The organism is Chromobacterium subtsugae, assembly GCF_035919665.1.
GTDB lineage: Bacteria > Pseudomonadota > Gammaproteobacteria > Burkholderiales > Chromobacteriaceae > Chromobacterium > Chromobacterium subtsugae.
On sequence record NZ_CP142381.1, the window covers coordinates 1111880 to 1133394 of the forward strand.

General features: G+C 62.7%; 23 protein-coding genes and 1 tRNA gene. 18 read left to right on the forward strand and 6 right to left on the reverse strand.

Going from position 1 to position 21515, the window contains the following annotated elements:
- Positions 1-31: 31 nt before the first annotated feature.
- The 3 genes from U6115_RS05365 to arcC all read left to right on the forward strand — a co-directional run bounded on the left by U6115_RS05365 (position 32) and on the right by arcC (position 3483).
- A complete protein-coding gene (locus tag U6115_RS05365) occupies positions 32-1264 on the forward strand; it encodes an arginine deiminase (protein ID WP_043578720.1) in 1233 nt (410 codons plus the stop codon).
- 134 nt (positions 1265-1398) lie between these two features.
- Positions 1399-2409 (forward strand): ornithine carbamoyltransferase, encoded by a 1011-nt coding sequence (locus U6115_RS05370; protein WP_043578722.1) that lies wholly within the window; start codon positions 1399-1401, stop codon positions 2407-2409.
- 129 nt (positions 2410-2538) lie between these two features.
- Positions 2539-3483: a carbamate kinase gene (gene arcC, locus U6115_RS05375; RefSeq protein ID WP_043578724.1), complete on the forward strand. Its 945-nt coding sequence runs from the start codon at positions 2539-2541 to the stop codon at positions 3481-3483.
- A gap of 78 nt (positions 3484-3561) precedes the next feature.
- Here the strand turns inward: arcC and U6115_RS05380 are convergent, their stop codons facing one another.
- Together U6115_RS05380 and U6115_RS05385 are read right to left on the reverse strand one after the other, a co-directional pair.
- Entirely contained in the window at positions 3562-3861 is a 300-nt protein-coding gene (locus U6115_RS05380; RefSeq protein WP_043578729.1) for a RebB family R body protein, read from the reverse strand.
- 93 nt (positions 3862-3954) lie between these two features.
- Positions 3955-4998, reverse strand: coding sequence for a patatin-like phospholipase family protein (locus U6115_RS05385; protein ID WP_043578731.1), 1044 nt, complete (start codon positions 4996-4998; stop codon positions 3955-3957).
- Positions 4999-5266: 268 nt separating this feature from the next.
- Here U6115_RS05385 and U6115_RS05390 point away from each other — a divergent pair, with 268 nt between their 5' ends.
- The 4 genes from U6115_RS05390 to U6115_RS05405 are packed head-to-tail and all read left to right on the forward strand — an operon-like array spanning position 5267 to position 7813.
- Positions 5267-5608: a PadR family transcriptional regulator gene (locus U6115_RS05390; protein WP_043578734.1), complete on the forward strand. Its 342-nt coding sequence runs from the start codon at positions 5267-5269 to the stop codon at positions 5606-5608.
- Positions 5605-6702 (forward strand): DUF1700 domain-containing protein, encoded by a 1098-nt coding sequence (locus U6115_RS05395; RefSeq protein ID WP_043578736.1) that lies wholly within the window; start codon positions 5605-5607, stop codon positions 6700-6702. Before U6115_RS05390 ends, U6115_RS05395 begins: the two co-directional genes overlap by 4 nt.
- A 34-nt stretch (positions 6703-6736) precedes the next feature.
- Positions 6737-7030 (forward strand): DUF1700 domain-containing protein, encoded by a 294-nt coding sequence (locus tag U6115_RS05400; RefSeq protein ID WP_047237190.1) that lies wholly within the window; start codon positions 6737-6739, stop codon positions 7028-7030.
- Positions 7031-7048: 18 nt separating this feature from the next.
- A complete protein-coding gene (locus tag U6115_RS05405; protein ID WP_043578741.1) occupies positions 7049-7813 on the forward strand; it encodes an AsmA family protein in 765 nt (254 codons plus the stop codon).
- A 99-nt stretch (positions 7814-7912) separates the two neighbouring features.
- Here U6115_RS05405 and U6115_RS05410 read toward each other — a convergent pair whose 3' ends face one another.
- Together U6115_RS05410 and U6115_RS05415 are read right to left on the reverse strand one after the other, a co-directional pair.
- On the reverse strand, positions 7913-8470 hold the full coding sequence (locus U6115_RS05410; protein ID WP_043578832.1) for an adenine phosphoribosyltransferase: 558 nt from the start codon (positions 8468-8470) through the stop codon (positions 7913-7915).
- 114 nt (positions 8471-8584) lie between these two features.
- Positions 8585-9883, reverse strand: coding sequence for an NCS2 family permease (locus U6115_RS05415; protein WP_043578744.1), 1299 nt, complete (start codon positions 9881-9883; stop codon positions 8585-8587).
- A 163-nt stretch (positions 9884-10046) separates the two neighbouring features.
- Here U6115_RS05415 and gmk point away from each other — a divergent pair, with 163 nt between their 5' ends.
- The 10 genes from gmk to U6115_RS05465 all read left to right on the forward strand — a co-directional run bounded on the left by gmk (position 10047) and on the right by U6115_RS05465 (position 19107).
- Positions 10047-10679, forward strand: a complete 633-nt coding sequence (gene gmk, locus U6115_RS05420) for a guanylate kinase (RefSeq protein WP_043578748.1) — start codon at positions 10047-10049, stop codon at positions 10677-10679.
- Positions 10680-10761: 82 nt separating this feature from the next.
- The gene (gene rpoZ / locus U6115_RS05425; protein WP_043578754.1) at positions 10762-10968 is read left to right on the forward strand and encodes a DNA-directed RNA polymerase subunit omega; all 207 of its coding nucleotides are present in this window, start codon (positions 10762-10764) and stop codon (positions 10966-10968) included.
- Between the two features lie 18 nt (positions 10969-10986).
- Positions 10987-13143 (forward strand): RelA/SpoT family protein, encoded by a 2157-nt coding sequence (locus U6115_RS05430; protein WP_043578757.1) that lies wholly within the window; start codon positions 10987-10989, stop codon positions 13141-13143.
- Positions 13140-13349: a sulfur carrier protein ThiS gene (gene thiS / locus U6115_RS05435; protein ID WP_043578759.1), complete on the forward strand. Its 210-nt coding sequence runs from the start codon at positions 13140-13142 to the stop codon at positions 13347-13349. The genes U6115_RS05430 and thiS overlap by 4 nt, the downstream gene beginning before the upstream one ends.
- A 49-nt stretch (positions 13350-13398) precedes the next feature.
- On the forward strand, positions 13399-14193 hold the full coding sequence (locus tag U6115_RS05440; RefSeq protein WP_043578762.1) for a thiazole synthase: 795 nt from the start codon (positions 13399-13401) through the stop codon (positions 14191-14193).
- A gap of 163 nt (positions 14194-14356) precedes the next feature.
- On the forward strand, positions 14357-14569 hold the full coding sequence (rpsU, locus tag U6115_RS05445) for a 30S ribosomal protein S21 (protein ID WP_043578765.1): 213 nt from the start codon (positions 14357-14359) through the stop codon (positions 14567-14569).
- A gap of 112 nt (positions 14570-14681) precedes the next feature.
- The gene (locus U6115_RS05450; protein WP_043578768.1) at positions 14682-15128 is read left to right on the forward strand and encodes a GatB/YqeY domain-containing protein; all 447 of its coding nucleotides are present in this window, start codon (positions 14682-14684) and stop codon (positions 15126-15128) included.
- 21 nt (positions 15129-15149) lie between these two features.
- Positions 15150-16937 carry a DNA primase gene (gene dnaG / locus U6115_RS05455; protein ID WP_043578771.1) on the forward strand — a complete coding sequence of 596 codons (1788 nt, stop codon included), beginning with the start codon at positions 15150-15152 and terminating at the stop codon, positions 16935-16937.
- A 77-nt stretch (positions 16938-17014) separates the two neighbouring features.
- Entirely contained in the window at positions 17015-18940 is a 1926-nt protein-coding gene (rpoD, locus tag U6115_RS05460; protein ID WP_043578774.1) for an RNA polymerase sigma factor RpoD, read from the forward strand.
- Between the two features lie 88 nt (positions 18941-19028).
- Positions 19029-19107 (forward strand) — tRNA-Ile (locus tag U6115_RS05465).
- A gap of 49 nt (positions 19108-19156) precedes the next feature.
- Here the strand turns inward: U6115_RS05465 and U6115_RS05470 are convergent.
- A complete protein-coding gene (locus U6115_RS05470) occupies positions 19157-20164 on the reverse strand; it encodes a phage integrase (RefSeq protein WP_043578777.1) in 1008 nt (335 codons plus the stop codon).
- An 11-nt stretch (positions 20165-20175) separates the two neighbouring features.
- Positions 20176-20820, reverse strand: coding sequence for a DUF6166 domain-containing protein (locus U6115_RS05475; protein WP_146008364.1), 645 nt, complete (start codon positions 20818-20820; stop codon positions 20176-20178).
- Between the two features lie 377 nt (positions 20821-21197).
- On the opposite strand from U6115_RS05475, the gene U6115_RS05480 reads away from it, so the two are divergent.
- Positions 21198-21515, forward strand: coding sequence for a hypothetical protein (locus tag U6115_RS05480; RefSeq protein ID WP_043578780.1), 318 nt, complete (start codon positions 21198-21200; stop codon positions 21513-21515).

A 21515-nucleotide genomic window follows, 5' to 3' on the forward strand; every position in this document is an offset into this window, starting at 1 on the left:
TGAAGTCAAACAAGACTCAAGGAGTATCGTTATGACCAAGTTTGGTGTTCATTCCGAGTGCGGCAAGCTGCGAACCGTGATGGTGTGCCGTCCCGGCCTCGCCCACAAGCGCCTGACCCCGGACAACTGCCACGACCTGCTGTTCGATGATGTGATCTGGGTGGAGCGCGCTCAGCGTGACCACGCCTACATGGTGGAGCAGATGCGCGCCCGCGGCATCGAAGTGATCGAAGTGCACGACGCGCTGGCCAAGGTGCTGGACGACAAGGCCGCCCGCAACTGGGTGCTGGACCGCAAGGTCAAGGCTGACAACGTCGGCATCGGCATGCTGCAGGATCTGCGCAGCTGGCTGAACGAGATGCCGTCGTCGCAGCTGGCCGACCACCTGGTGGGTGGCATCGCCAAGTTCGAGCTGCCGTTCGACCCGAAAGGCCTGTTCGGCGGCTATCTCGACCAGTCCGAATTCGTGATTCCGCCTATCCCCAACAGCCTGTTCCAGCGCGACCCGTCTTGCTGGATCTACGAAGGCGTGACGCTGAACCCGATGTACTGGCCGGCGCGCCGCCAGGAAACGCTGATCCTGCAATCGATCTACCAGTTCCATCCGTACTTCGCCGGCAAGGTGAACATCTGGTGGGGCGGTTGCGATTCCGATCACGGCCCAGCCACGCTGGAAGGCGGCGACGTGATGCCGATCGGCAACGGCACCGTGCTGATCGGCATGGGCGAGCGCACCAGCCCGCAGGCGGTGGTGCAAGTGGCCAAGCGCGTGCTGCACCGCGAGGGCGGCGCCAAGCGCGTGATCGCCTGCCAGATGCCGAAATCGCGCGCGGCGATGCACCTGGACACCGTGTTCAGCTTCCTCGACATCGACCTGCTGTCGGTGTTCCCGGACGTGGTGGATGAAATCACCTGCACCAGCATCTACGCCGGCGACCGCGAGGGCGAGATCCGCTTCGAGCGCCATGAAGGCGTGAAACTGGTGGAAGTGGTGCGCCAGGCTCTGGGGCTGAAGGAGATCCGCGTGATCCAGACCGGCGGCGACGCCTACCAGCGCGAACGCGAGCAATGGGACGACGGCAACAACGTGGTGGCGCTGGACCGCCGCGTGGTGGTGGCCTACGACCGCAACACCTACACCAACCGCCTGATGCGCGAGCACGGCGTGGAGGTGATCGAGATTCCGGCTTCCGAACTGGGCCGCGGCCGCGGCGGCGGCCACTGCATGACCTGCCCGATCATCCGCGACGAAGTGAAGCTGTAAGGCTGTTGTCCCGGCCGGCGCGTCCGGCCGGAAAAAGAAATCCGCATCTAGTTTGTTTGTAATACGACAGGTTGACCGCCGGCTCCTCCGGGAGCGACGGCCGGCTTGCCCAGACTCTAATCAGGAGCAACATCATGGCTTTCAATCTGCGCAACCGTAACTTCCTTCGCATGCTGGACTTCACCCCGCGCGAGATCCGCTACATGCTGGACCTGGCCCGCGACCTGAAACGCGCCAAGTACTCCGGCACCGAACAGCAGCACCTGAAGGGCAAGAACATCGCCCTGATCTTCGAAAAGACCTCCACCCGCACCCGTTGCGCTTTTGAAGTAGCTTGCTACGACCAAGGCGCCAACGTCACCTACCTCGGGCCGTCCGGCTCGCAGATCGGCATCAAGGAATCGATGAAGGACACCGCCCGCGTATTGGGCCGGATGTACGACGCCATCGAATACCGCGGTTTCGACCAGCACATGGTGGAAAACGAGCTAGCCAAGTTCGCCGGCGTGCCGGTGTACAACGGCCTGACCGACGAATGGCATCCGACCCAGATGCTGGCCGACGTGCTGACCATGTGGGAAAACAGCGACAAGCCGATCTCGCAGATCCGCTACACCTATCTTGGCGACGCCCGCAACAATATGGGCAACTCGCTGCTGGTGATCGGCGCCAAGCTGGGCATGGACGTGCGCATCGGCGCGCCCAAGCACCTGTGGCCGACCGACGAGCTGGTGGCGGAATGCCGCGAAATCGCTGCCAAGACCGGCGCCCGCATCACGCTGACCGAAGATGCCAAGGCCGCGGTCAAGGGCACCGATTTCATCCACACCGACGTCTGGGTGTCGATGGGCGAGCCGGCCGAAGTGTGGGCCGAGCGCATCCGCCTGCTGAAGCCGTACCAGGTCAACAGCGCGCTGATGGCCGCCGCGGAAAACCCGCAGGTGAAATTCATGCACTGCCTGCCGGCCTACCACAACAGCGAAACCAAGGTGGGCAAGGAAATCGCCGCGCAGTATCCGGAGCTGGCCAATGGCATCGAGGTGACCGAGGACGTGTTCGAGTCCGAGGCTTGCATCGCCTTCGAGCAGGCGGAAAACCGCATGCATACCATCAAGGCCATCCTGGTGGCCACGCTGGGCGAATGATCCAGCGCTAGCCATCCGCAGCAACTTCGCCGGCCAAGGCTTCCCTGACCGGGAGCCCTGGCCGGTTTCACATTCAGAACGCGGCTCGCCGCCACGCGCGGCGGGCCCGGCAAGACCGAGGAACAGAATATGCGAGTCGTCGTAGCCTTGGGCGGCAATGCCCTGCAGCGTCGTGGCGAAGCCATGACCGCCGATAACCAGCGCGCCAACGTCAAAGTGGCCGCCGAGCAGCTGGCCGCCGTCACCCGGCTGGGCCACAATCTGGTGATGTGCCACGGCAACGGGCCGCAAGTGGGCCTGTTGGGCCTGCAGAACGACGCCTACGCGCGCCACGTGGACGGCAAGGTGACGCCGTATCCGCTGGACGTGCTTGGCGCACAGACCGAGGGCATGATCGGCTACATGGTGGAGCAGGAACTGGGCAATGTGCTGCCGTTCGAAGTGCCGATCGCCACCATCCTGACCCAGACCGAAGTGGACGCCAACGATCCGGCGTTCAAGAACCCGACCAAGTTCGTCGGCCCGGTGTATTCCAAGGACGAAGCCGAGAAGCTGGCGGTGGAGAAGGGCTGGGCGGTGAAGGCCGATGGCGAGTACTTCCGCCGCGTGGTGCCCAGCCCGAAACCGAAGCGCATTTTCGAGATGCGGCCGATCAAGTGGCTGATCGAGAAGGGCGTGGTGGTGATCGCGGCCGGCGGCGGCGGCATACCCACCATGTACCAGGGCGACAAGCTGGTCGGCGTGGAGGCGGTGATAGACAAGGACCTGGCCTCCGCGCTGTTGGCGCGCGAAGTGGACGCCGATTACTTCGTGATCGCCACCGACGTGAAAAGCGTGTTCGTCGGCTGGGGCACGCCGGAAGCCAAGGCCATTCGCCATGCGCATCCGGACGAGATGGACAAGCTGGGCTTCGCCGCCGGCTCGATGGGCCCCAAGGTGGAGGCCGCCTGCGAGTTCGCCCGCCTGACCGGCAAGAAGGCGGTGATCGGCGCGCTGGAAGACATCGAAAAGATCGTCAAGGGCGAGGCCGGCACGGTGATTTCCACCGCCAAGGCCGGCATAGACTGGTACTAAGCTAGCTCGAAACGAAACGGTTTGACGAGAGAAAAGGGCTGCCATCCGGCAGCCCTTTTTCTATGCGGCGCGGCGGCGCTATTCGGATTTGAGCTGGCGGATCAGCGCTTCCAGCTCTGCCGCGTCCATCGGTCCGAGCGCCGGCTCGCCGGCGTCCACGCTGTAAATTTGGATCACGCCCTGGTTGCTGGCGGCCTGGCCCGCGATGGCGAGCGGCTGCTGCGACGAGGCGGCGTTTTCGTACAGGATGCCGGCGGAGTGGGCGATGGACTGGTAGAGGTCGCCTATCGCCATCGCCGGGGCGTCGCCCACCACCTTGACGTTGGCCTGGGTGACAGCGTCGGTGATCTGGCTGTTGACTGCGGTGGGTAGTGCCATGGTCTGCCTCCTGGAAATCCGCGCAGCGGTCGCGCGCGCCAGCTTCAGAGTAACCGGCCGCTTCGCCGGATTGAATAGTTGCAACTACGCAGCTCAGGCCTGGATGCCCAATTGCCGCGCATGCTGCCGACAGGCGTCCTTACCGGCCTGGTAGCCGGCCTGGTACAGCCTGGCCAGGTTGGAGTACGACCAGTCCAGCTCTTCGCGCGCGCTTTCCTTGCCGATGTGGGCGTCGAAATTGATTCTCAGCACCTCGGTGCGCGGCTGGCCCTGCTCGTCGCGGTTGTGCAGCGCCTCGAACAGCCTGAGGTCGTCGCGGGCGATGGCGGTGAGCGGCGCGATGATGGACTGCACCCAGGCGTCGTACAGATTGCGCGGCGGGTGCAGCAGCCGGTCGCTGCCCAGCACGTCGAACACCACGGTGTAGTCGATGTGCGGATGCAGTTCGAACAGGCGCTTGAAGTTGAGGGTGTCGATGGCGGCGCCTTCGATGTAATAGCCGTCCTCCAGCGGGTACGGCGGATAGATGAAGGGGAAGGACAGCGCGGCCAGGAAGTGCTCGTGGGTGACCTCGCGCTTGTCCCAGCAACGCATGGCGCCGTGGCTGATGTTGTAGGCGTTCAGGTAGAACTCGGGACGGATGTCCTTGAGCTTGGCGAAGTCCACCACCTGCTCGATGAAGGGCACGTGCGCGCACAGGCCCTGGCTGTCGCTGGCCAGGCTGCTGGGGCAGAAGCTGGCCAGGAGCAGCGAGGTCCAATCGGCCAGCAGCCTTTGCGCCGGCCCCTGGTCGGCCTGGCTCTGGATGGCCTGCAGCAGCGGATTGCTCGATTGCAGCCGGCGCCAGGCGTCGGCCAGGCTGCCCGGCTTGTTGAACACCTTGTAGTTGACCGGAAATAGATTGTAGATGGGATCGGACACGCCCAGATCGGCCAGCTTGCTCAGCGCCGAGATGGCATCGCCCTGCCGCGGCGCGGCGTAGAGCAGGCCGACGATGGCGCCGGCGCCGGAGGCGGAGATGATGTCGAAGCTGACGCCGGCTTCGGTGAGCGCCACCAGCGCGCCGGCCATCAGCGTGGCGTTGGGGGCGCCGCCGCCCAACACCAGGGCGATGGAGGGTTTTGCGGATTCAGCCATTACGCGTTTCTCCCGTTTCATGTCGTTGGCGAAGACAAAAGCATGGCTGAAGTATGGTTGCTGATCCGGTTTTTGCAATGCAGCAGGGATGACAATGTTGTGGCGGAAAAACGTCATTGCCATCGGCATGCCATTCTGCAATGAAAGATACCTTGCGATGCAAGGTATCTTGTCATACAGTTCAGTCACAGATGCGGATGCAGCAGTCCACCTTGGTTCCTTGTAATGCAAGGTATCGTGTATTGCCAGTCGGCTAGGAAGGTTAAAGATGAAAACGCAATTGAAGAAGGGCACGCTGGACATGTGCGTGCTGGCGGTGCTGTCGCAGGCGGACAGCTATGCCTACGAACTGGTTAGCAAGCTGTCGCAGGGAATGGAGATCAGCGAAGGCACCATTTACCCGCTGATGCGCAGGCTGCAGAACGAGTCCTGGGTCAGCACCTACCTGGTGGAGTCGTCGTCGGGCCCGTCGCGCAAGTATTACAAGCTGACGGATATCGGGCGGCGGGAGTTGGCAGTGATGCGCCAGGAATGGCAGGAGTTTGTGACGGAAGTGGAAAACGTGCTGCGGGACGAACCGGCGGCCTCGACTGAAGGGACATCGCAATGACTCGCAAGGACTTTTTACAGCAGCTGGAGAGGGCGCTGTCCGGGCAGAGGCCGGAAATGGTGCGCGAAATCCTCTCCGATTACGAAGAGTATTTCAACGACGCGCTGGCCGACGGCCGCGACGAGGCCGACGTGGTGGCGGCGCTGGGCAGCCCGCAGAAGCTGGCGCGCGAACTGAAGGCGCAGAACCACTACCGGCAATGGGAGCAGCACCGCTCCTTCGGCAATCTGTCGCGAGTGGTGGCGTCGATCGCCGGGCTGGGCGTGCTGAATTTCTTCCTCGCCATTCCCTTCATGGTCTACCTGATGTTCCTGACCATCGGCTACGTGGTGTCGGTCAGCTTCCTGGTGGCCGGCCTGGCTGTGGTGCTGGGCTGGGGCAGCCATAGCCTGTTCGGCTGGCCGGAGTTCAGCGTCGACAGCCTGGATATCGGCCATCGCGGCGCGCCGGGCTTGGTGGACGTCAAGGCGGACGACGGCTCGGCCTCGGGCGAGTTCCGCATCGAGCATGGCCGCCTGGTGCTGGAGCCGGACTCCGGCAGCACGATCCGGCTGACTACCCGCCAGGGCGATCCCATCGTGGTGAGCCGCAACGGCGACAGCCTGAAGGTGGACGCCAGCCAGCCGGCGCGCCTGCTGCTGCAGCAGACGGACGACGACGAAGTCAGCATCAACAGCCATGCGGTGGCGGCGCTGGCCTACAGCGGCAGCGGCGGCGACCAGGCCGCGTTCCGGGTCGACGACAACGGCCGGCTGACCAGTCTGCAGGCGTCGGCCGGCGGCCAGGAGGTGAAGATCGAGGCCAGCGGCCCGCATGGATTGACGGTGCTGAAAGACGGCAACAGCGTGCTGGAGATCAGCGAGAAGAAGATCACGGTGAAGGACGGCATCAGCTTTGTCCATCTGGACGCGCTGCCGGGGATGTCGGTGGGGATGAGCGCGGCCATCGTCGGACTGGGCCTGCTGCTGGCCGGCGCGCTGGGACTGGTGTTCTGCGTGTGGCTGACCCGGCTGACTTGGCGCGTGCTGGTGTCCTATGTGAAGTATCAAATCGAGTTGGTTTCCGGCAAGGACCGCGAAAACGCCGCGGCTTGAACCAGAGCTTCGCCATCCATTGGGAGTGTTGATCATGAAAAACGATGCCTGCCTGCAGCAATTGCAACTGACCCTGGTCGGGTTGCCGGAAGCCGAGCTGCGCAAGATTCTCAACGACTACCGTTGCTACATCCGCGACGCGGTATCCGACCGCGGCAGCGAAAACCGCCTGCTGGCGATCCTGACCGAAACCCGGCAGCTGGCCGCCGCCGCCTTCGCCCGCCGCCGCATCCTGCGCCACAGCCGCGGCCAGCTGGCGATCCACGCGCTGGCCGCCGCCGCCGCGGTGGCGGTCAATGTCGCCAGCTACTGGCTGTACCTGCACTGAACCATGACGAGGAGACGCATGATGGATATCGCCAAGACCGCCGCCTGCCTGCTGCTGATCGGCAGCGGCGCGGCCCGGGCCGAGGAGGCCGGCAACATCGACCGGCTGATTTTCCGCGGCGACGCCGCCCGGCTGGAGCTGACCGCCGACGCCGCCAAACCGTATAAATTGAGCCTGGAGAAGCGCAATTGGTCCGACGCCGACTGCAAGGTGGCGGCCACCCGCCAGGGCGGCGACCTGACCTTCCGGATCGACCTGGGCGCGGTGGCGGCGGAGCGCTGCCGGCTGGTGATACGCGGCAACGTCAAGCCGGGCAAGAAGCTGGATGTCGACTTGAAGGCGGTGGACGGCGACGTGTCCGGCCGCTTCGACCAGGTGCAGATGCGGGGCCAGGCGCTGCATGTCGATTTGAACGGCGAATACGGCGCGGTGAGGTTGTCCGGCGAGGCGGTCAAGAGCGACGTCAAGGGCCAGGTCGGCGAACTGCGGCTGAAGGGCAACGCGGTGAATCTGGACTTCGACGGCGCCAGCCGCGCGGTGGCGCTGGATGGCCAGGCGATCAAGGCGGACATCGCGCTGCAGGGCGCGCAGCCGGCAGCCAGCGTGGATGTCAACGGCCAGATGGTGAAGCTGGAGTTCACCGGTAGCAAGGCCGCCAAGCTGGACTACCAGGTCAGCGGACAGGCCAGCAAGGTCAGCGGCGACTGGGCCAATACTCCCGGCGCGCCGCTGAAGCTGCGGGTCAAGGGCCAGGCGGTGAAGGTGTCGCTGGAACAGAATTGAGCAACGGTATGACTCCGTGTCCCTTGCCCGGCCTTGCGCCGGGCTTTTTTGCGCGCGCAAAAAAAGGAGCCCGGAGGCTCCTGGTTCGCGTGCGCGGGCTCAGTGGCCCTTGTAGCTGCAGACGGTGAACAGGTCCAGGCCGCCGTCGCGCACCAGCTGGCCGCCGCCCAGTTCCGGCAATTCGATGATGGCCGCGGCTTCCAGCACGTCGGCGCCCATGCGCTTGAGCAGCTTGTAGCCGGCCAGCATGGTGCCGCCGGTGGCCACCAGGTCATCGATCAGGACCACGCGGTCGCCGGGCTTGCAGGCGTCGGTGTGGATTTCCACCGCGGCGTTGCCGTATTCCAGTTCGTATTCCTCTTCCACCGTGGTGAACGGCAGCTTGCCCTTCTTGCGGATCGGCACGAAGCCGACGTTCAGCTCGTAGGCCAGCACCGAGCCGATGATGAAGCCGCGCGCGTCCAGGCCGGCCACCAGGTCCACCTTCTCGGTCATGTAGCGATGGACGTAGATGTCGATCAGCATGCGGAAGGTTTTCGGGTTTTGCAGCAGCGGGGTGATGTCGCGGAACATCACGCCTTGTTGCGGCCAGTTGGGCACGGTGCGGATCCAGCCCTTCAGGTAGCTGGAGTAGTCGAGATTGCTGAGGTTTTCCATGGCGCTATTGTACTTCGAAATCAAGAGACTGCGTGGTTTGCCGACGGGCGGCGCTCAGCAAAAAGGCCTGCCGCAAAGGCGGCAGGCCAGATTTGCAAGCCGATTATTGTGCTTTTAGGCGAAGAAAGCCAGCTTGAACACCCACAGCGCGGCGATCACCAGCACCGCCGGCTTCAGGTCGGCGAAGCGGCCGGCCAGGATCTTGATCACCGCGTAGCTGATGAAGCCGAAGGCGATGCCGTCGGCGATGGAGAAGGTGAATGGCATCGCCAGCGCGGTCATCACCGCCGGCGCGGATTCGGTCAGGTCGTTCCATTCGATTTCGGCGAGGCCGCGCGCCATCAGCACGGCGACGTAGCACAGCGCCGGCGCGGTGGCGTAGGCGGGCACGGTGGCGGCCAGCGGCGACAGCCACAGCGCGGCCAGGAACAGCAGTGCCACCACCATCGCAGTGAGACCGGTGCGGCCGCCCACCGCGGTGCCGGCGGCGGATTCGATGTAGGCGGTGGTGGACGAGGTGCCCATCACGGCGCCGGCGGTGATGGCGATGGAGTCGGCCATCAGCGCGCGCTTCAGCCGCGGCAGCTTGCCGTCCTTGTCCAAAAGGCCGGCGCGGTGCGACACGCCGACCAGGGTGCCGGTGGTGTCGAACAGGTCGACGAAGAAGAACACGAAGATCACGCCGATCAGGCCGGCGTTGAGCGCGCCCTTGATGTCCATCGCCATGAAGGTGGGCGCCATGCTGGGCACCGGGGCGACGATGCCCTTGAACGGCGACAGGCCGAGCGCGATCGACAGCACGGTCACCACCAGGATGCCGATGATGATGGAGCCCGGCACCTTGCGGTATTCCAGCGCCACGATCAGGAAGAAGCCCAGGATGGCCAGCAGCGTGGTCGGGCTGTGGATGTTGCCCAGCGTCAGATAAGTGGCCGGATGGGCGGCGATCACGCCGGCGTTCTTCAGCGCGATGATGGCGAGGAACATGCCGACGCCGGCCGAGATGGCGAACTTCAGCGATTGCGGGATGGCGTTGACGATGGCCTCGCGCACCTTGAACAGGCTGACCGCCAGGAAGACCAGGCCGGAGATGAACACCGCGCCCAGCGCGGTTTCCCACGACAGGCCCATGCCCTTGACCACGCTGAAGGTGAAGTAGGCGTTCAGGCCCATGCCCGGCGCCAGCGCGATCGGGTAGTTGGCCACCAGGCCCATGATGGCGGTGCCGAGCGCGGCGGCGAGGCAGGTGGCGACGAATACCGCGTTGAGGTCCATGCCGGTGCTCGACAGGATCAGCGGGTTGACCAGGATGATGTAGGCCATGGTCAGGAAGGTGGTGAAGCCAGCGATGACTTCGGTCTTCACCGTGGTGCCGTGTTCCTTGAGCTTGAACAAGCTTTCCAGCAGTTGCATGAAGCGGTACTCCGGGCGAGTTACAGGGGTATGAAAACGGCGGCATTATCGGCCAGCAAGCGTTCAAACGCCTAAATCTTGACGTGAAAATATGTCTTTGCTTAACAATTGCCGGGCCGCTGTGCTATCCTGAAAAATTACTCTCCGGCAAACGTTTGTATTTATGAGCCAGCTTATCGGGAACATTTACATCGTGGTCGCGCCGTCCGGCGCCGGCAAGACTTCGCTGGTGGCCGCCTTGCTGCAGGCCGAGCCCAGCGTCGAGCTGTCGGTGTCCTACAGCACCCGCGCGGCGCGCAAGGGCGAGATCGACGGCAAGCATTACCACTTCGTCGAGCGCTCGGTGTTCGACGCCATGGTGGAGCGCGGCGATTTCCTCGAGCACGCCGAGGTGTATGGCAACTGCTACGGCACCAGCGCGCCGTGGATTCGCGGCCGCCTGGAGGCCGGCCAGGACATCCTGCTGGAAATCGACTGGCAGGGCGCCGAACAGGTGCGCGCGGTGTTTCCCGACGCCATCGGCATCTTCATCGCGCCGCCCTCGATCGAGGAGCTGGAGCGCCGCCTGCGCGGCCGCGACACCGACGCCGAGGAAGTGATCCTGCGCCGGCTGGCCTCTGCCCGCGCCGAGATCGACAAGATCGCCGAGTACGACTACATCGTGGTCAACGACGACTTCGAGCGCGCCCGCCAGGACCTGATCAGCATCGTCCGCGCGCAGCGCCTGAAGAGCGGGCCGCAGTGCCGCCGCCTGGCCGAGATGTTCCGCCGCATGGGCACGGCCGGCGCGCAGTAAAAATAGTCCGCCGCTGCTGTATTGCAAAGGCGAAAATTCGATATAGTGAACCCTGCAACCTTTAATCCATCCGAGAGAAACCATGGCCCGCATTACTGTTGACGACTGCCTGGACCGCATCCAGAACCGCTTTGACCTGACTCTGGCCGCCGCCTACCGCGCGCGCCAGGTGGCTTCCGGCGCCAGCGCCTTTGTCGAGCCGGGCCGCCACAAGCCGACCGTGGTCGCCCTGCGCGAGATCGCCGCCGGCCATGTCGGCAAGGAAATCCTCAACCGCGGCAAGGCCTGATAGCTGACGGAGCGGACGATGGGCACCGGCATAGAGACAGGCATTGATTACAACGCCCTGATCGATTCCGACGCGGCGGCATTCTTCGAGAATGCCGGGCGTTACCTCAAGCCGGAAGACATCGAGCTGCTCAAGCTGGCCTTCGCGGTCAGCCGCGAGGCGCACGAAGGCCAGACCCGCAAGAGCGGCGAGCCCTACATCACCCATCCGCTGGCGGTGGCCACGATGCTGGCCGAGTGGCGGCTGGACGTGCAGGGCCTGGCGGCCGCCTTGCTGCATGACGTGCTGGAGGACACCGGCGTCACCAAGCCGACGTTGATCGAGAAATTCGGCAAGATCGTCGCCGATCTGGTCGACGGTCTCTCCAAGCTGGAGCGGCTGGAATACCAGACCAAGGAAGCCGCGCAGGCGGAAAGCTTCCGCAAGATGGTGCTGGCGATGGCGCGCGATATCCGCGTGATCATCGTCAAGCTGGCCGACCGGCTGCACAATATGCGCACGCTGGACTCGATGCGCGAGGACAAGCGCCGCCGCATCGCGCTGGAAACGCTGGAAATCTACGCGCCGATCGCCAACCGCATCGGCCTGAACAAGGTCTACCGCGAACTGCAGGACCTGGCGTTCAAACATCTGCACCCGCACCGCTACGGCGTATTGTCGAAGGCGGTGCGCGCCGCGCGCGGCAACCGCCGCGAAGTGGTGAACAAGATCCTGCAGGCGGTCAGCCAGCGGCTGGTGCAAAGCAATATCGAAGCCACCATCAAGGGCCGCGAGAAGAACCTCTACAGCATCTACAAGAAAATGCAGGAGAAGCACCTGTCCTTCTCCGAGGTGCTGGACATCTACGGCTTCCGCGTGGTGGTCAACGACATCCCGGCCTGCTACCTGGCGCTGGGCGCCTTGCACAGCCTGTACAAGCCGATTCCCGGCAAGTTCAAGGATTACATCGCCATCCCCAAGGGCAATGGCTACCAGAGCCTGCACACCACGCTGTTCGGCCCCTACGGCACGCCGGTGGAGATGCAGATCCGCACCCGCGAGATGCACAGCGTGGCCGAGGCCGGCGTCGCCTCGCACTGGATGTACAAGAGCGGCGGCGGCGTCAACACCGCGCAGCAGCGCACCCACCAGTGGCTGCAGAAGCTGCTGGACATGCAGGAGGAGAGCGACGACGCCGTCGAATTCCTCGAGCACATCAAGATCGACCTGTTCCCGGACGAGGTCTATGTGTTCACCCCCAAGGGCAAGATCATGGTGATGCCGCAAGGCGCCACCCCGGTGGATTTCGCCTACGCGGTGCACACCGATGTCGGCCACCGCTGCATCGCGGCGCGCGTCAACCACGCGCTGGTGCCGCTGCGCACCGTGCTGCGCAACGGCGACACCGTCGAGATCATCACCTCCACCCAGGCCAAGCCCAATCCGTCGTGGCTGGCCTTCGTGCAAAGCGGGCGCGCCCGCTCCGGCATCCGCAACTACCTGAAGAGCCTGCAGCGCGAAGAGGCGGTGGCGCTGGGCGAGAAGCTGCTGCGCCAGGCGGTGGGCGCGCTGGCCACCACGCCGCTGGCGGTCAGCGACGACCTGCGGGTCGAGTATTTCGCCGCCTACGGCGAGAAAATGAGCAGTTTCGACGACGTGCTGGCCGAGATCGGCACCGGCAAGCTGCTGCCCATCGTTGTGGCGCGCCGGATGCTGGAGCTGGCCGGCGAGCGCCTGGGCGAGGGCGTGCGCGTCGGCCCGATCACCATCCGCGGCAACGAGGCCGGCATGGTGCAGCTGTCGCCGTGCTGCAACCCGCTGCCGGGCGACGAGATACTGGGCGTCATCACCAAGGGCCAGGGCCTGGTGATACACCGCGTCGATTGCCCGAACGCCCGCCGCGCCGACCACGACAAATTGCTGGAAGTGAACTGGGAGGCGCAGCGCGACCGGATGTTCGGCGTCACTGTCGGCGTGCTGTCGCGCAACGAGCGCGGCGCGCTGGCCGACATCGCCACCGCCATCTCGCAGGCGTCGGCCAATATCGAAAGCGCCGACACCCAGGACAGCAGCCGCGACGGCGACGGCCTGTTCAACATCCACTTCCGCCTGCAGGTGGAAGGCGTCGAGCACCTGGAGCGCGTGCTGAACGCCGTCCGCCAGCTGGCGGTGGTGCAACGCGTGGAGAGAAGATGAGTCAATTGAATTTGCGCATCAACGGCGAAGACCGCAGTTTCGCCGGCATCGCCACCTTCGCCGAGCTGGTCGACGCGCTGCAGCTGGGCGGCAAGCGCATCGCCATCGAGCGCAACGGCGAGATCGTCCCGCGCAGCCAGCATGCGGCGGAGCTGCTGGCGGACGGGGATGTGCTGGAGATCGTGGTGGCGGTCGGCGGCGGCTGAGACCATCCGCCCGCGCCATGTCGACGTCAACGGAAGAAAAGGAACGCAGGTGGACGATAAACTGGTGATAGCCGGCAGGGAGTTCGGTTCTCGCTTGCTGGTGGGGACCGGCAAATACAAGGATTTCGAGCAGACCGCGGCGGCGCTGGACGCGTCCGGCACCGAGATCGTCACCGCGGCGATCCGCCGGGTGAACCTGGGGCAAAACGCTAACGAGCCGAATTTGTTGGACTTTTTGCCGAAAAGCCGGTATAACCTGCTACCCAACACGGCGGGCTGCTATTCCGCCGAGGATGCCATCCGCACCTTGCGGCTGGCGCGGGAATTGCTCGACGACCACCGTTTCGTCAAGCTGGAAGTGTTGGGCGATCCCAACAATCTGTACCCCAATGTGAAGGAAACCCTCAAGGCCGCCGAGGTGCTGGTGGCGGAGGGCTTCGATGTTCTGGTTTATACCTCGGACGATCCCATCATCGCGCGCGAGCTGGAGCAGATAGGCTGCTGCGCGATCATGCCGCTGGCCAGCCTGATCGGCTCCGGCATGGGCATCCTGAATCCGTGGAACCTGCAACTGATTATCGAGCAGTCCAAGGTCCCCGTTATCGTGGACGCAGGCGTCGGCACCGCTTCCGACGCGGCGATCGCGATGGAGCTGGGCTGCGACGGCGTGCTGATGAATACCGCGATTGCCGGCGCCCGCAATCCGGTGTTGATGGCGCGCGCAATGAAACTGGCCGTGGAAGCTGGCCGCGCCGCCTATCAGGCCGGCCGGATGCCGAAACGTTTTTATAGTGCAACGCCAAGTTCTCCTAGTGAGGGGGTGATTTCTTCCGTCAAGTCGTGATGTTCATGGCCCAGGCTGGCCGCGCCCGAACGCGCAAAACACCACAAGATGACCTGACGTTGTCGTTTCAGACTTTTACAAATGCAGTAACATTGCTAAAATGCTGTTTTTACAGGCAGCGGCCCTGGCCGCGCCCTAAAGAAATCTAAGGACCCTTAAGTAAATGCCGAATATTCGCGTTAAAGAGAACGAACCGTTTGAAGTTGCTCTGCGTCGCTTCAAGCGCGCTGTGGAAAAGACTGGTCTGCTGACCGAACTGCGCGCCCGCGAGTTCTACGAGAAGCCGACCACCGAGCGCAAGCGCAAGCACGCCGCCGCGGTTAAGCGCCACTACAAGCGCATCCGCAGCCAAATGCTGCCGCCGAAACTCTACTAAGAGTTTTCCCGGCACCAAGCAGGACCGCAGGCCATGCCTGCGGTTTTGCCATTTGTACTCCCGCCTTTTCCTCGCTGCCGCCGCAGCGCCTGAATCCCAAGCGAGCACGACCATGAGCCTCAAAGTTCGAATCACCGACGACATGAAGTCCGCCATGAAGGCGAAGGAAGCCGACAAGCTGGGCGCGATCCGCCTGCTGCTGGCCGCCGTCAAGCAAAAGGAAGTGGACGAGCGCATCGAGCTGGACGACGCCGGCATCACCGCCGTCATCGACAAGATGCTCAAGCAGCGTCGTGACTCCATCGCCCAATACCAGAGCGCGCAGCGCCTGGACCTGGTGGCCAAGGAGCAGGCCGAGATGGATGTGTTGATGGTGTACATGCCTCAGCAGCTGAGCCAGGCCGAGATCGAGGCGCTGATCGCCAAGGCCGTGGCCGACACCGGCGCCGCCGGCATGCAGGACATGGGCAAGGTGATGGGCGCGCTGCGCCCTCAATTGGCCGGCCGCGCCGACATGGCGCAGGTGTCCGGTTGGATCAAGGCCGCGCTCAGCGCCTGAGCGTAGCCGGGCCGCGCTGTCTTGATTCCGCAGGACTTCATCGATCAACTGCTGTCCCGCGTCGACATCGTCGACGTGGTGGACCGCTACGTCCCCTTGAAGAAGGGCGGGCAGAACTATATGGCCTGCTGCCCCTTCCACAAGGAAAAATCGCCCTCATTTACGGTAAGTCCCAGCAAGCAGTTTTATCACTGCTTCGGTTGCGGCGCCCACGGTTCCGCCATCGGCTTCGTGATGGAGTACCAGGGCGTCGGCTTCGTCGACGCCGTCAAGCTGCTGGCCGAAGGCATAGGCATGCAGGTGCCCGACGAGCGGGCGGTCAATCCCGAGGCCAGCCGCAAGGCGCGCGAGAAGCAGGTGTCGCTGGAGCAACTGATGCAAATGGCCAGCGACTACTACCGCCGCGAGCTGAAAGGCGGGCCCAACGCGGTGGCTTACTGCAAGGGCCGCGGCCTGTCCGGCGAGATCGCCGCCCGTTTCGGGCTGGGTTACGCGCCGGACGGCTGGCAGAACCTGGAGGCGATCACCGCCAACTACCAGGACGAAAAACTGGTGGAGGCCGGCTTGGTGATCGTGGCGGAGGACAGCGGCCGCCGCTACGACCGCTTCCGCGACCGGCTGATGTTCCCGATCCGCAATCAGCGCGGCGCCATCGTCGGCTTTGGCGGGCGGGTGCTGGGCAAGGGCGAGCCGAAGTATCTGAACTCGCCGGAAACGCCGCTGTTCGAAAAGGGCCGCGAGCTGTACGGCCTGTACGAGGCGCGCCAGGCGATACGGGATAAGAACCGGGTTTTGGTGGTCGAAGGCTATATGGACGTGGTGGCGCTGGCGCAGTACGGCGTCGGCTACGCGGTGGCCACGCTGGGCACCGCCACCACCGGCGAGCATGTGCGCAAGCTGCTCAAGCACGCCGACCAGGTGTACTTCTGCTTCGATGGCGACAAGGCCGGGCAGAAGGCGGCCTGGCGCGCGCTGGAGAACAGCCTGCCGCAGCTGGTGGACGGCAAGGCGCTGAGCTTCCTGTTCCTGCCGGCCGAGCACGATCCAGACAGCTATGTGCGCGAATTCGGCACCGATGCGTTTGAGGAAGTGTTGGAGCAGCAAAGCCTGCCCTTGTCGGTGTATTTCACCCGCGAGCTGTGCAAGGAGGTCAATCTCAGCACGCCGGAAGGCAAGGCCGACCTGATACGGCGGGCGGCGCCGCTGCTGGCGCAGATCAGCGCGCCGGCGCTGGGCTTCATCATCAAGAAGCGCCTGGCCGAACTGGCCGGCGTGGAGGTCGACGAGTTCGACATGCTGACCGGCGGCAAGCCGCGGCAGGCAAGCGGCAAGAGCGGCAGGCGAGATTACAAGCTGCCGGCCGAGTCGCAGCGGGTGATGAATACCTCAATGGTCAGGAAGCTGATCAAGTGGCTGTTGATGAACCCCGGCTGGGCGCCGGACGTGCGGCTGCCGGACAGCCTGGCGCTGTCGGACGAGCTGGCCTGCTTCGCGATGCTGGCCGAGCGCGTGCAGGAGCACGGCGAAGAGCCCAATACCGCGCAGCTGGTGGAAGGCTTGCGCGGCACGCCCTACGAGGGCTTGATCGACAGCGTGCTGCAGCAGGCGATGCAGGACCCGGACGAGTTCGCCGACCCCGGCGCGGACGACCGGCAGCAGTTCCAGGACGGCAACGCCAGGCTGCTGAAAATGCTGCATGCGGCCCAGCTGGAGCGGCTAAAACAGAAGGACCGGCACGAAGGGCTGACCTCCGAGGAGAAAGCCCTGCTCGGCCAGTTGTTGCGGGAAATGTTCTCGTCGCCGAACTAACAGGTTCGGCGGAAAAACCCAGGTAGTTGTGTTATAATCAACTGTTTTTTTCGGCTTTTTTTCAAGCAGGAAGCGAAATGGCGGCCTCTCCCGAAAACCAGAAAGATGTGCAGGACAGCCAACAGGAGGTGATGAGCCTGGAAGAGCAGCGGAAACGCTTGCGCCAGCTGATCGCCCTGGGCAAGGAGCGTGGGTATCTGACCTACGCCGAAATCAACGACCACCTGCCGGAAGACGTATCCGACGCGGAGCAGATCGAAAACATCGTGACGATGATTTCCGGTCTGGGCATCCAGGTATGCGAAGAAGCGCCTGACGCCGAAACCCTGCTGATGTCCGACGCCACGCCGGCGGTCGCCGACGAGGACGCGGTGGAAGAAGCCGAGGCGGCGCTGTCGTCGGTGGATTCCGAATTCGGCCGCACCACCGACCCGGTGCGCATGTATATGCGCGAAATGGGTTCGGTCGAGCTGTTGACCCGCGAAGGCGAAATCGAAATCGCCAAGCGGATCGAAGACGGCCTCAAGTACATGATCCAGGCCATCTCCGCCTGCCCCGGCACCATCGCCGAGGTGCTGGAGCTGATGGAACGCGTGGCGCGCGATGAAATCCGCGTCGACGAGGTGGTGGATGGCTTCATCGACCTCAACGCGCCCAGCGGCGACGAAGCCGCCTACGCCGAGCCGGAAGCCGAAGACGAGCTGCTGGAAGAGGACGAGGACGAGGAGGAGGACGCCGAGGAAGTCGACGCCGACGCCGACGCCGCCGCCAATCTGGAAGAGCTGAAGCAAGAAGCGCTGGAGCACTTCGCCGGCGTGCGCCTGCTGTTCGACAAGATGGTCAAGGTGCTGAACAGCAAGGGCCATCAGAGCAAGGAATACCTGGAGCTGCAGGACGCGATCACCACCGAGTTCATGCTGGTCCGCTTCGCCACCCGCCAGGTGGAAAGCCTCTGCGAGTCGCTGCGCGGCCGCGTCAACGAGATCCGCACTTACGAGCGCGACATCCAGGACATCTGCGTCAGCCGCGTGCGCATGGAGCGCGCCCACTTCATCAAGGTGTTCCCGGGCAACGAGATCAATCTTGACTGGGTGGAGAGCGAAATCTCGTCCGGCAAGGCCTGGAGCGAGGCGCTGACCCGCTTCAAGCACGCGATCATCGAGAAGCAGACCCGCTTGTCGGACCTGCAGGACCGCGCGATGCTGTCGATCAAGGCGCTGAAGGAAATCAACCGCCAGATGTCGGCCGGCGAGTCCAAGGCGCGCCGCGCCAAGAAGGAAATGATCGAGGCCAACCTGCGTCTGGTGATTTCCATCGCCAAGAAGTACACCAACCGCGGCCTGCAGTTCCTCGACCTGATCCAGGAAGGCAACATCGGCCTGATGAAGGCGGTGGACAAGTTCGAATACCGCCGCGGCTACAAGTTCTCGACCTACGCCACCTGGTGGATTCGCCAGGCGATCACCCGCTCCATCGCGGACCAGGCGCGCACCATCCGCATTCCGGTGCACATGATCGAGACCATTAACAAGATGAACCGCATCTCGCGGCAAATCCTGCAGGAAAGCGGCCGCGAGCCGGATCCGGCGGAGCTGGCCGAGAAGATGGAGATGCCGGAAGAGAAGATTCGCAAGATCATGAAGATTTCCAAGGAGCCCATCTCCATGGAAACCCCGATCGGCGACGACGACGATTCCCATCTCGGCGATTTCATCGAGGACCAGAACAACCTGGCTCCGTCCGACGCGGCGATGTATTCCAGCCTGAAGGACGCCACCAAGGAAGTGCTGGACACCCTGACCCCGCGCGAGGCCAAGGTTTTGCGCATGCGTTTCGGCATCGACATGAACACCGACCACACGCTGGAAGAGGTGGGCAAGCAGTTTGACGTGACGCGCGAGCGGATTCGCCAGATCGAAGCCAAGGCGCTGCGCAAACTGCGTCATCCGACCCGTTCGGAACGCCTGCGCAGCTTCCTCGACAACGAGCCGGGCGGCCAGTAAAGCGGCATTTGACGGCTAAGGAATCCCCAAGCATCTTGAATAAAGCGCTTGGGGATTTTTGTTTTTTACTGTTATAATGGCGCGCTCTGGGCCTCTAGCTCATGCCTGGTTAGAGCAGCGGACTCATAATCCGTTGGTGCCGAGTTCGACTCTCGGGGGGCCCACCAAAAAATCAAGGGGTTGCGCGCAAGCGCAACCCCTTTTGCTTTGTCGGGTTCAACAAAGGTTCAACGCGCGTAGCGGGTTCAGCATGCGGGTTTCGCTCAAATGGTCAGGTGAAAGATGGGCGTAGCGCATGGTCATGGTGAGGTTGTGGTGGCCCAACGCCCTTTGCAACACCAGGATATTGCCGCCGTTCATCATGAAGTGACTGGCAAAGCTGTGGCGAAGGACGTGGGTCAGCTGTCCCGTCGGCAGCTTCAGGCTGGCGCGCTCCACCCCTTCTCGAAATGCGGAGAAGGCGGTTTCAAACAGCCTTTCTCCATTGCCGTGTTCCCGATGGTGATCGCACAGTTCTTTCTCTAGCTCCGATGTAATCGGTATGGCTCTCGCCTTGGATGATTTGGTTTGTACAAACTGGATCACCCCATTCCTGACTTGCGATCTGCGAAGGGCCTCAGCCTCTCCCCAGCGCGCGCCAGTTGCCAAGCACACCTTGGCGATGAGCTGGACGTGCGGGTTACGGCCGGTTTGCAATGCTTGGAGCAGAGCTTGTATCTGCTCTGCGGTTAGGTAGGAGAGCTCCCGCTCCTGTATCTTGAAGGAGCGTAGCTTCTGGAGCGGATTTTCCTTTTTCCATAAGCCAAGCCTAGTTAGCTCGTTAAAAACGGCTCTCATGTAGGCATGCTCACGATTCATGTTGCTGGCGGAGATTCCGTCCGCGAGCCGGTTTGCCCTATAGGCCGCAAATAGGTCTGCGGAAAAAGTCTCGGCGCGTGGATTGCCCATCGCTTGGCACATGAGCAGTAGCCTTTGGTACGTGCCTTGTCCAGATCGTAAGCCTGAACCATGGTGCTGAAACCAGAGGTCAACAAGTTCGGAGAGTGAGCGAGGGTCTTTCTTGGCAGGAGCCCACTCGGGCTCCTGCTGGGCCTTTGCCCTTACATATCGTTCCCACGCTACAGCTTCTGCTTTCGTGGGAAATGTCTTCTTAAACCTCTTGGCCCCCCTTCCTCCTGGCTGGATGTTGACCTGCCAGCCTGTCTTCACTGGTTTGATTGCCATTTGATACTTTGTTATTCCTTTCCTGCATTGAATTTCTCCATCGCGTCTCTGACCTGCGCTTCATGTGCTTGCCTGAGCTCTTCAAGCCTGCGATGTTCATCTGTCTTCTTCTGGATATCCTCTTTGATTTCTTGCAGCCAGTTTTGAACCAGCTTGATATCGATACTTCCTCCTTCTTGCGGGATGCCCAATAGAAACCGCTCTGTGAAATGTCTCGCGAAGTAATCGGCTACCGGGGACGACATCCCCATTATGTGCAAGATGTTCATCGCCAGTTCGCGCGGGCCACTACCGTCATAACCCCACTCAAATGCAGGTGGGGTGCCTTTGCCATACTGGGATACTGTGTGGGGAATATTTGTTACAGACTGCCCTTGATCGTTTCGACCAAGCACTATCTCGTCGATCCGATCCATATGCGGGCTTGGCTTTGTCCCAGCACCAGTTGCTATCCAACTTGCCATCTCAGGCCAGCCGGTCAGGAATGCTTCCAGCATCTCGACTGATAGGCTTTGTCTCCTGTTAACCCAGTTCACCCATTTGTGTCTTGCAATCCTGGTTGCTGTGCTCAGCAAGTCATAACGAGCTGTTTGGTTGGGTGCGATCTGTTCAATGGCGGCACGCAGCCGTTCCTCGATTTTTGTCTCGTTGCTCATTGCGTATTCTTACCGTTGATGGTAATTTCGCACCATGCAGATTTTGCATGGAGCTAAATTTACACTATGTCCCAAATTACATCCAGTCATAGTACATGGCCGCATGCCGCACAACCACCTTCGTCGTTGATGGGCGTGACTTCCGTTGCAGCCTCGTCGCACAACTATGCCCCTCCGTTGGTGACTAGAGAGCGCTTTGCAGAGCTAGTAGGGCTCCCTGTCGGGGTCGTAGTTGGCTTTGTCAACAAGGGCTACCTCCCCGTTGTTTCTGTTGGCAAGTACTCCTTGGTCAATTTGGAGCTTCTGCGAAAGCGCTGCCTGGAAAAAGAATTCTCTTAAGCCCCACGTACATATGAATCTTTAAGGAAGGAATCCAAATGAGCACCCCTCAAGAAGCCATCAAGCTGAATTTGAAGCCCAATCAGTCTGTTCTGCGCGGACGCGTGAATACGATCCGTAAGTCGGAGGAGTTTTTCTACACCGAGGTCACTCTGCCGGCACCAGATGAATATAGCCCGCCGGCTACTGTTGAAGTTCGTTCGAAAAAGCGGATAGGCCAGTCGGGAGAGACTATCGAATGCCTTGTGAGTTGTGGTGGCTATCGTGGCAAATCGTTTGTCTACACCGACAAGGAAACTGGCGAGCGCTTTTCTCGCCGGCCAGTTGTGAATAGCTACTACGCTCTCGAGGACTGA

Excerpts from the sequence above, each read along its gene's own strand:
- U6115_RS05365 (WP_043578720.1), top strand. The coding sequence starts at position 32 with ATGACCAAGTTTGGTGTTCATTCCGAGTGCGGCAAGCTGCGAACCGTG.
- U6115_RS05370 (WP_043578722.1), top strand. The coding sequence starts at position 1,399 with ATGGCTTTCAATCTGCGCAACCGTAACTTCCTTCGCATGCTGGACTTC.
- arcC (WP_043578724.1), top strand. The coding sequence starts at position 2,539 with ATGCGAGTCGTCGTAGCCTTGGGCGGCAATGCCCTGCAGCGTCGTGGC.
- U6115_RS05380 (WP_043578729.1), bottom strand. The coding sequence starts at position 3,861 with ATGGCACTACCCACCGCAGTCAACAGCCAGATCACCGACGCTGTCACC.
- U6115_RS05385 (WP_043578731.1), bottom strand. The coding sequence starts at position 4,998 with ATGGCTGAATCCGCAAAACCCTCCATCGCCCTGGTGTTGGGCGGCGGC.
- U6115_RS05390 (WP_043578734.1), top strand. The coding sequence starts at position 5,267 with ATGAAAACGCAATTGAAGAAGGGCACGCTGGACATGTGCGTGCTGGCG.
- U6115_RS05395 (WP_043578736.1), top strand. The coding sequence starts at position 5,605 with ATGACTCGCAAGGACTTTTTACAGCAGCTGGAGAGGGCGCTGTCCGGG.
- U6115_RS05400 (WP_047237190.1), top strand. The coding sequence starts at position 6,737 with ATGAAAAACGATGCCTGCCTGCAGCAATTGCAACTGACCCTGGTCGGG.
- U6115_RS05405 (WP_043578741.1), top strand. The coding sequence starts at position 7,049 with ATGATGGATATCGCCAAGACCGCCGCCTGCCTGCTGCTGATCGGCAGC.
- U6115_RS05410 (WP_043578832.1), bottom strand. The coding sequence starts at position 8,470 with ATGGAAAACCTCAGCAATCTCGACTACTCCAGCTACCTGAAGGGCTGG.
- U6115_RS05415 (WP_043578744.1), bottom strand. The coding sequence starts at position 9,883 with ATGCAACTGCTGGAAAGCTTGTTCAAGCTCAAGGAACACGGCACCACG.
- gmk (WP_043578748.1), top strand. The coding sequence starts at position 10,047 with ATGAGCCAGCTTATCGGGAACATTTACATCGTGGTCGCGCCGTCCGGC.
- rpoZ (WP_043578754.1), top strand. The coding sequence starts at position 10,762 with ATGGCCCGCATTACTGTTGACGACTGCCTGGACCGCATCCAGAACCGC.
- U6115_RS05430 (WP_043578757.1), top strand. The coding sequence starts at position 10,987 with ATGGGCACCGGCATAGAGACAGGCATTGATTACAACGCCCTGATCGAT.
- thiS (WP_043578759.1), top strand. The coding sequence starts at position 13,140 with ATGAGTCAATTGAATTTGCGCATCAACGGCGAAGACCGCAGTTTCGCC.
- rpsU (WP_043578765.1), top strand. The coding sequence starts at position 14,357 with ATGCCGAATATTCGCGTTAAAGAGAACGAACCGTTTGAAGTTGCTCTG.
- U6115_RS05450 (WP_043578768.1), top strand. The coding sequence starts at position 14,682 with ATGAGCCTCAAAGTTCGAATCACCGACGACATGAAGTCCGCCATGAAG.
- rpoD (WP_043578774.1), top strand. The coding sequence starts at position 17,015 with ATGGCGGCCTCTCCCGAAAACCAGAAAGATGTGCAGGACAGCCAACAG.
- U6115_RS05470 (WP_043578777.1), bottom strand. The coding sequence starts at position 20,164 with ATGGCAATCAAACCAGTGAAGACAGGCTGGCAGGTCAACATCCAGCCA.
- U6115_RS05475 (WP_146008364.1), bottom strand. The coding sequence starts at position 20,820 with ATGAGCAACGAGACAAAAATCGAGGAACGGCTGCGTGCCGCCATTGAA.
- U6115_RS05480 (WP_043578780.1), top strand. The coding sequence starts at position 21,198 with ATGAGCACCCCTCAAGAAGCCATCAAGCTGAATTTGAAGCCCAATCAG.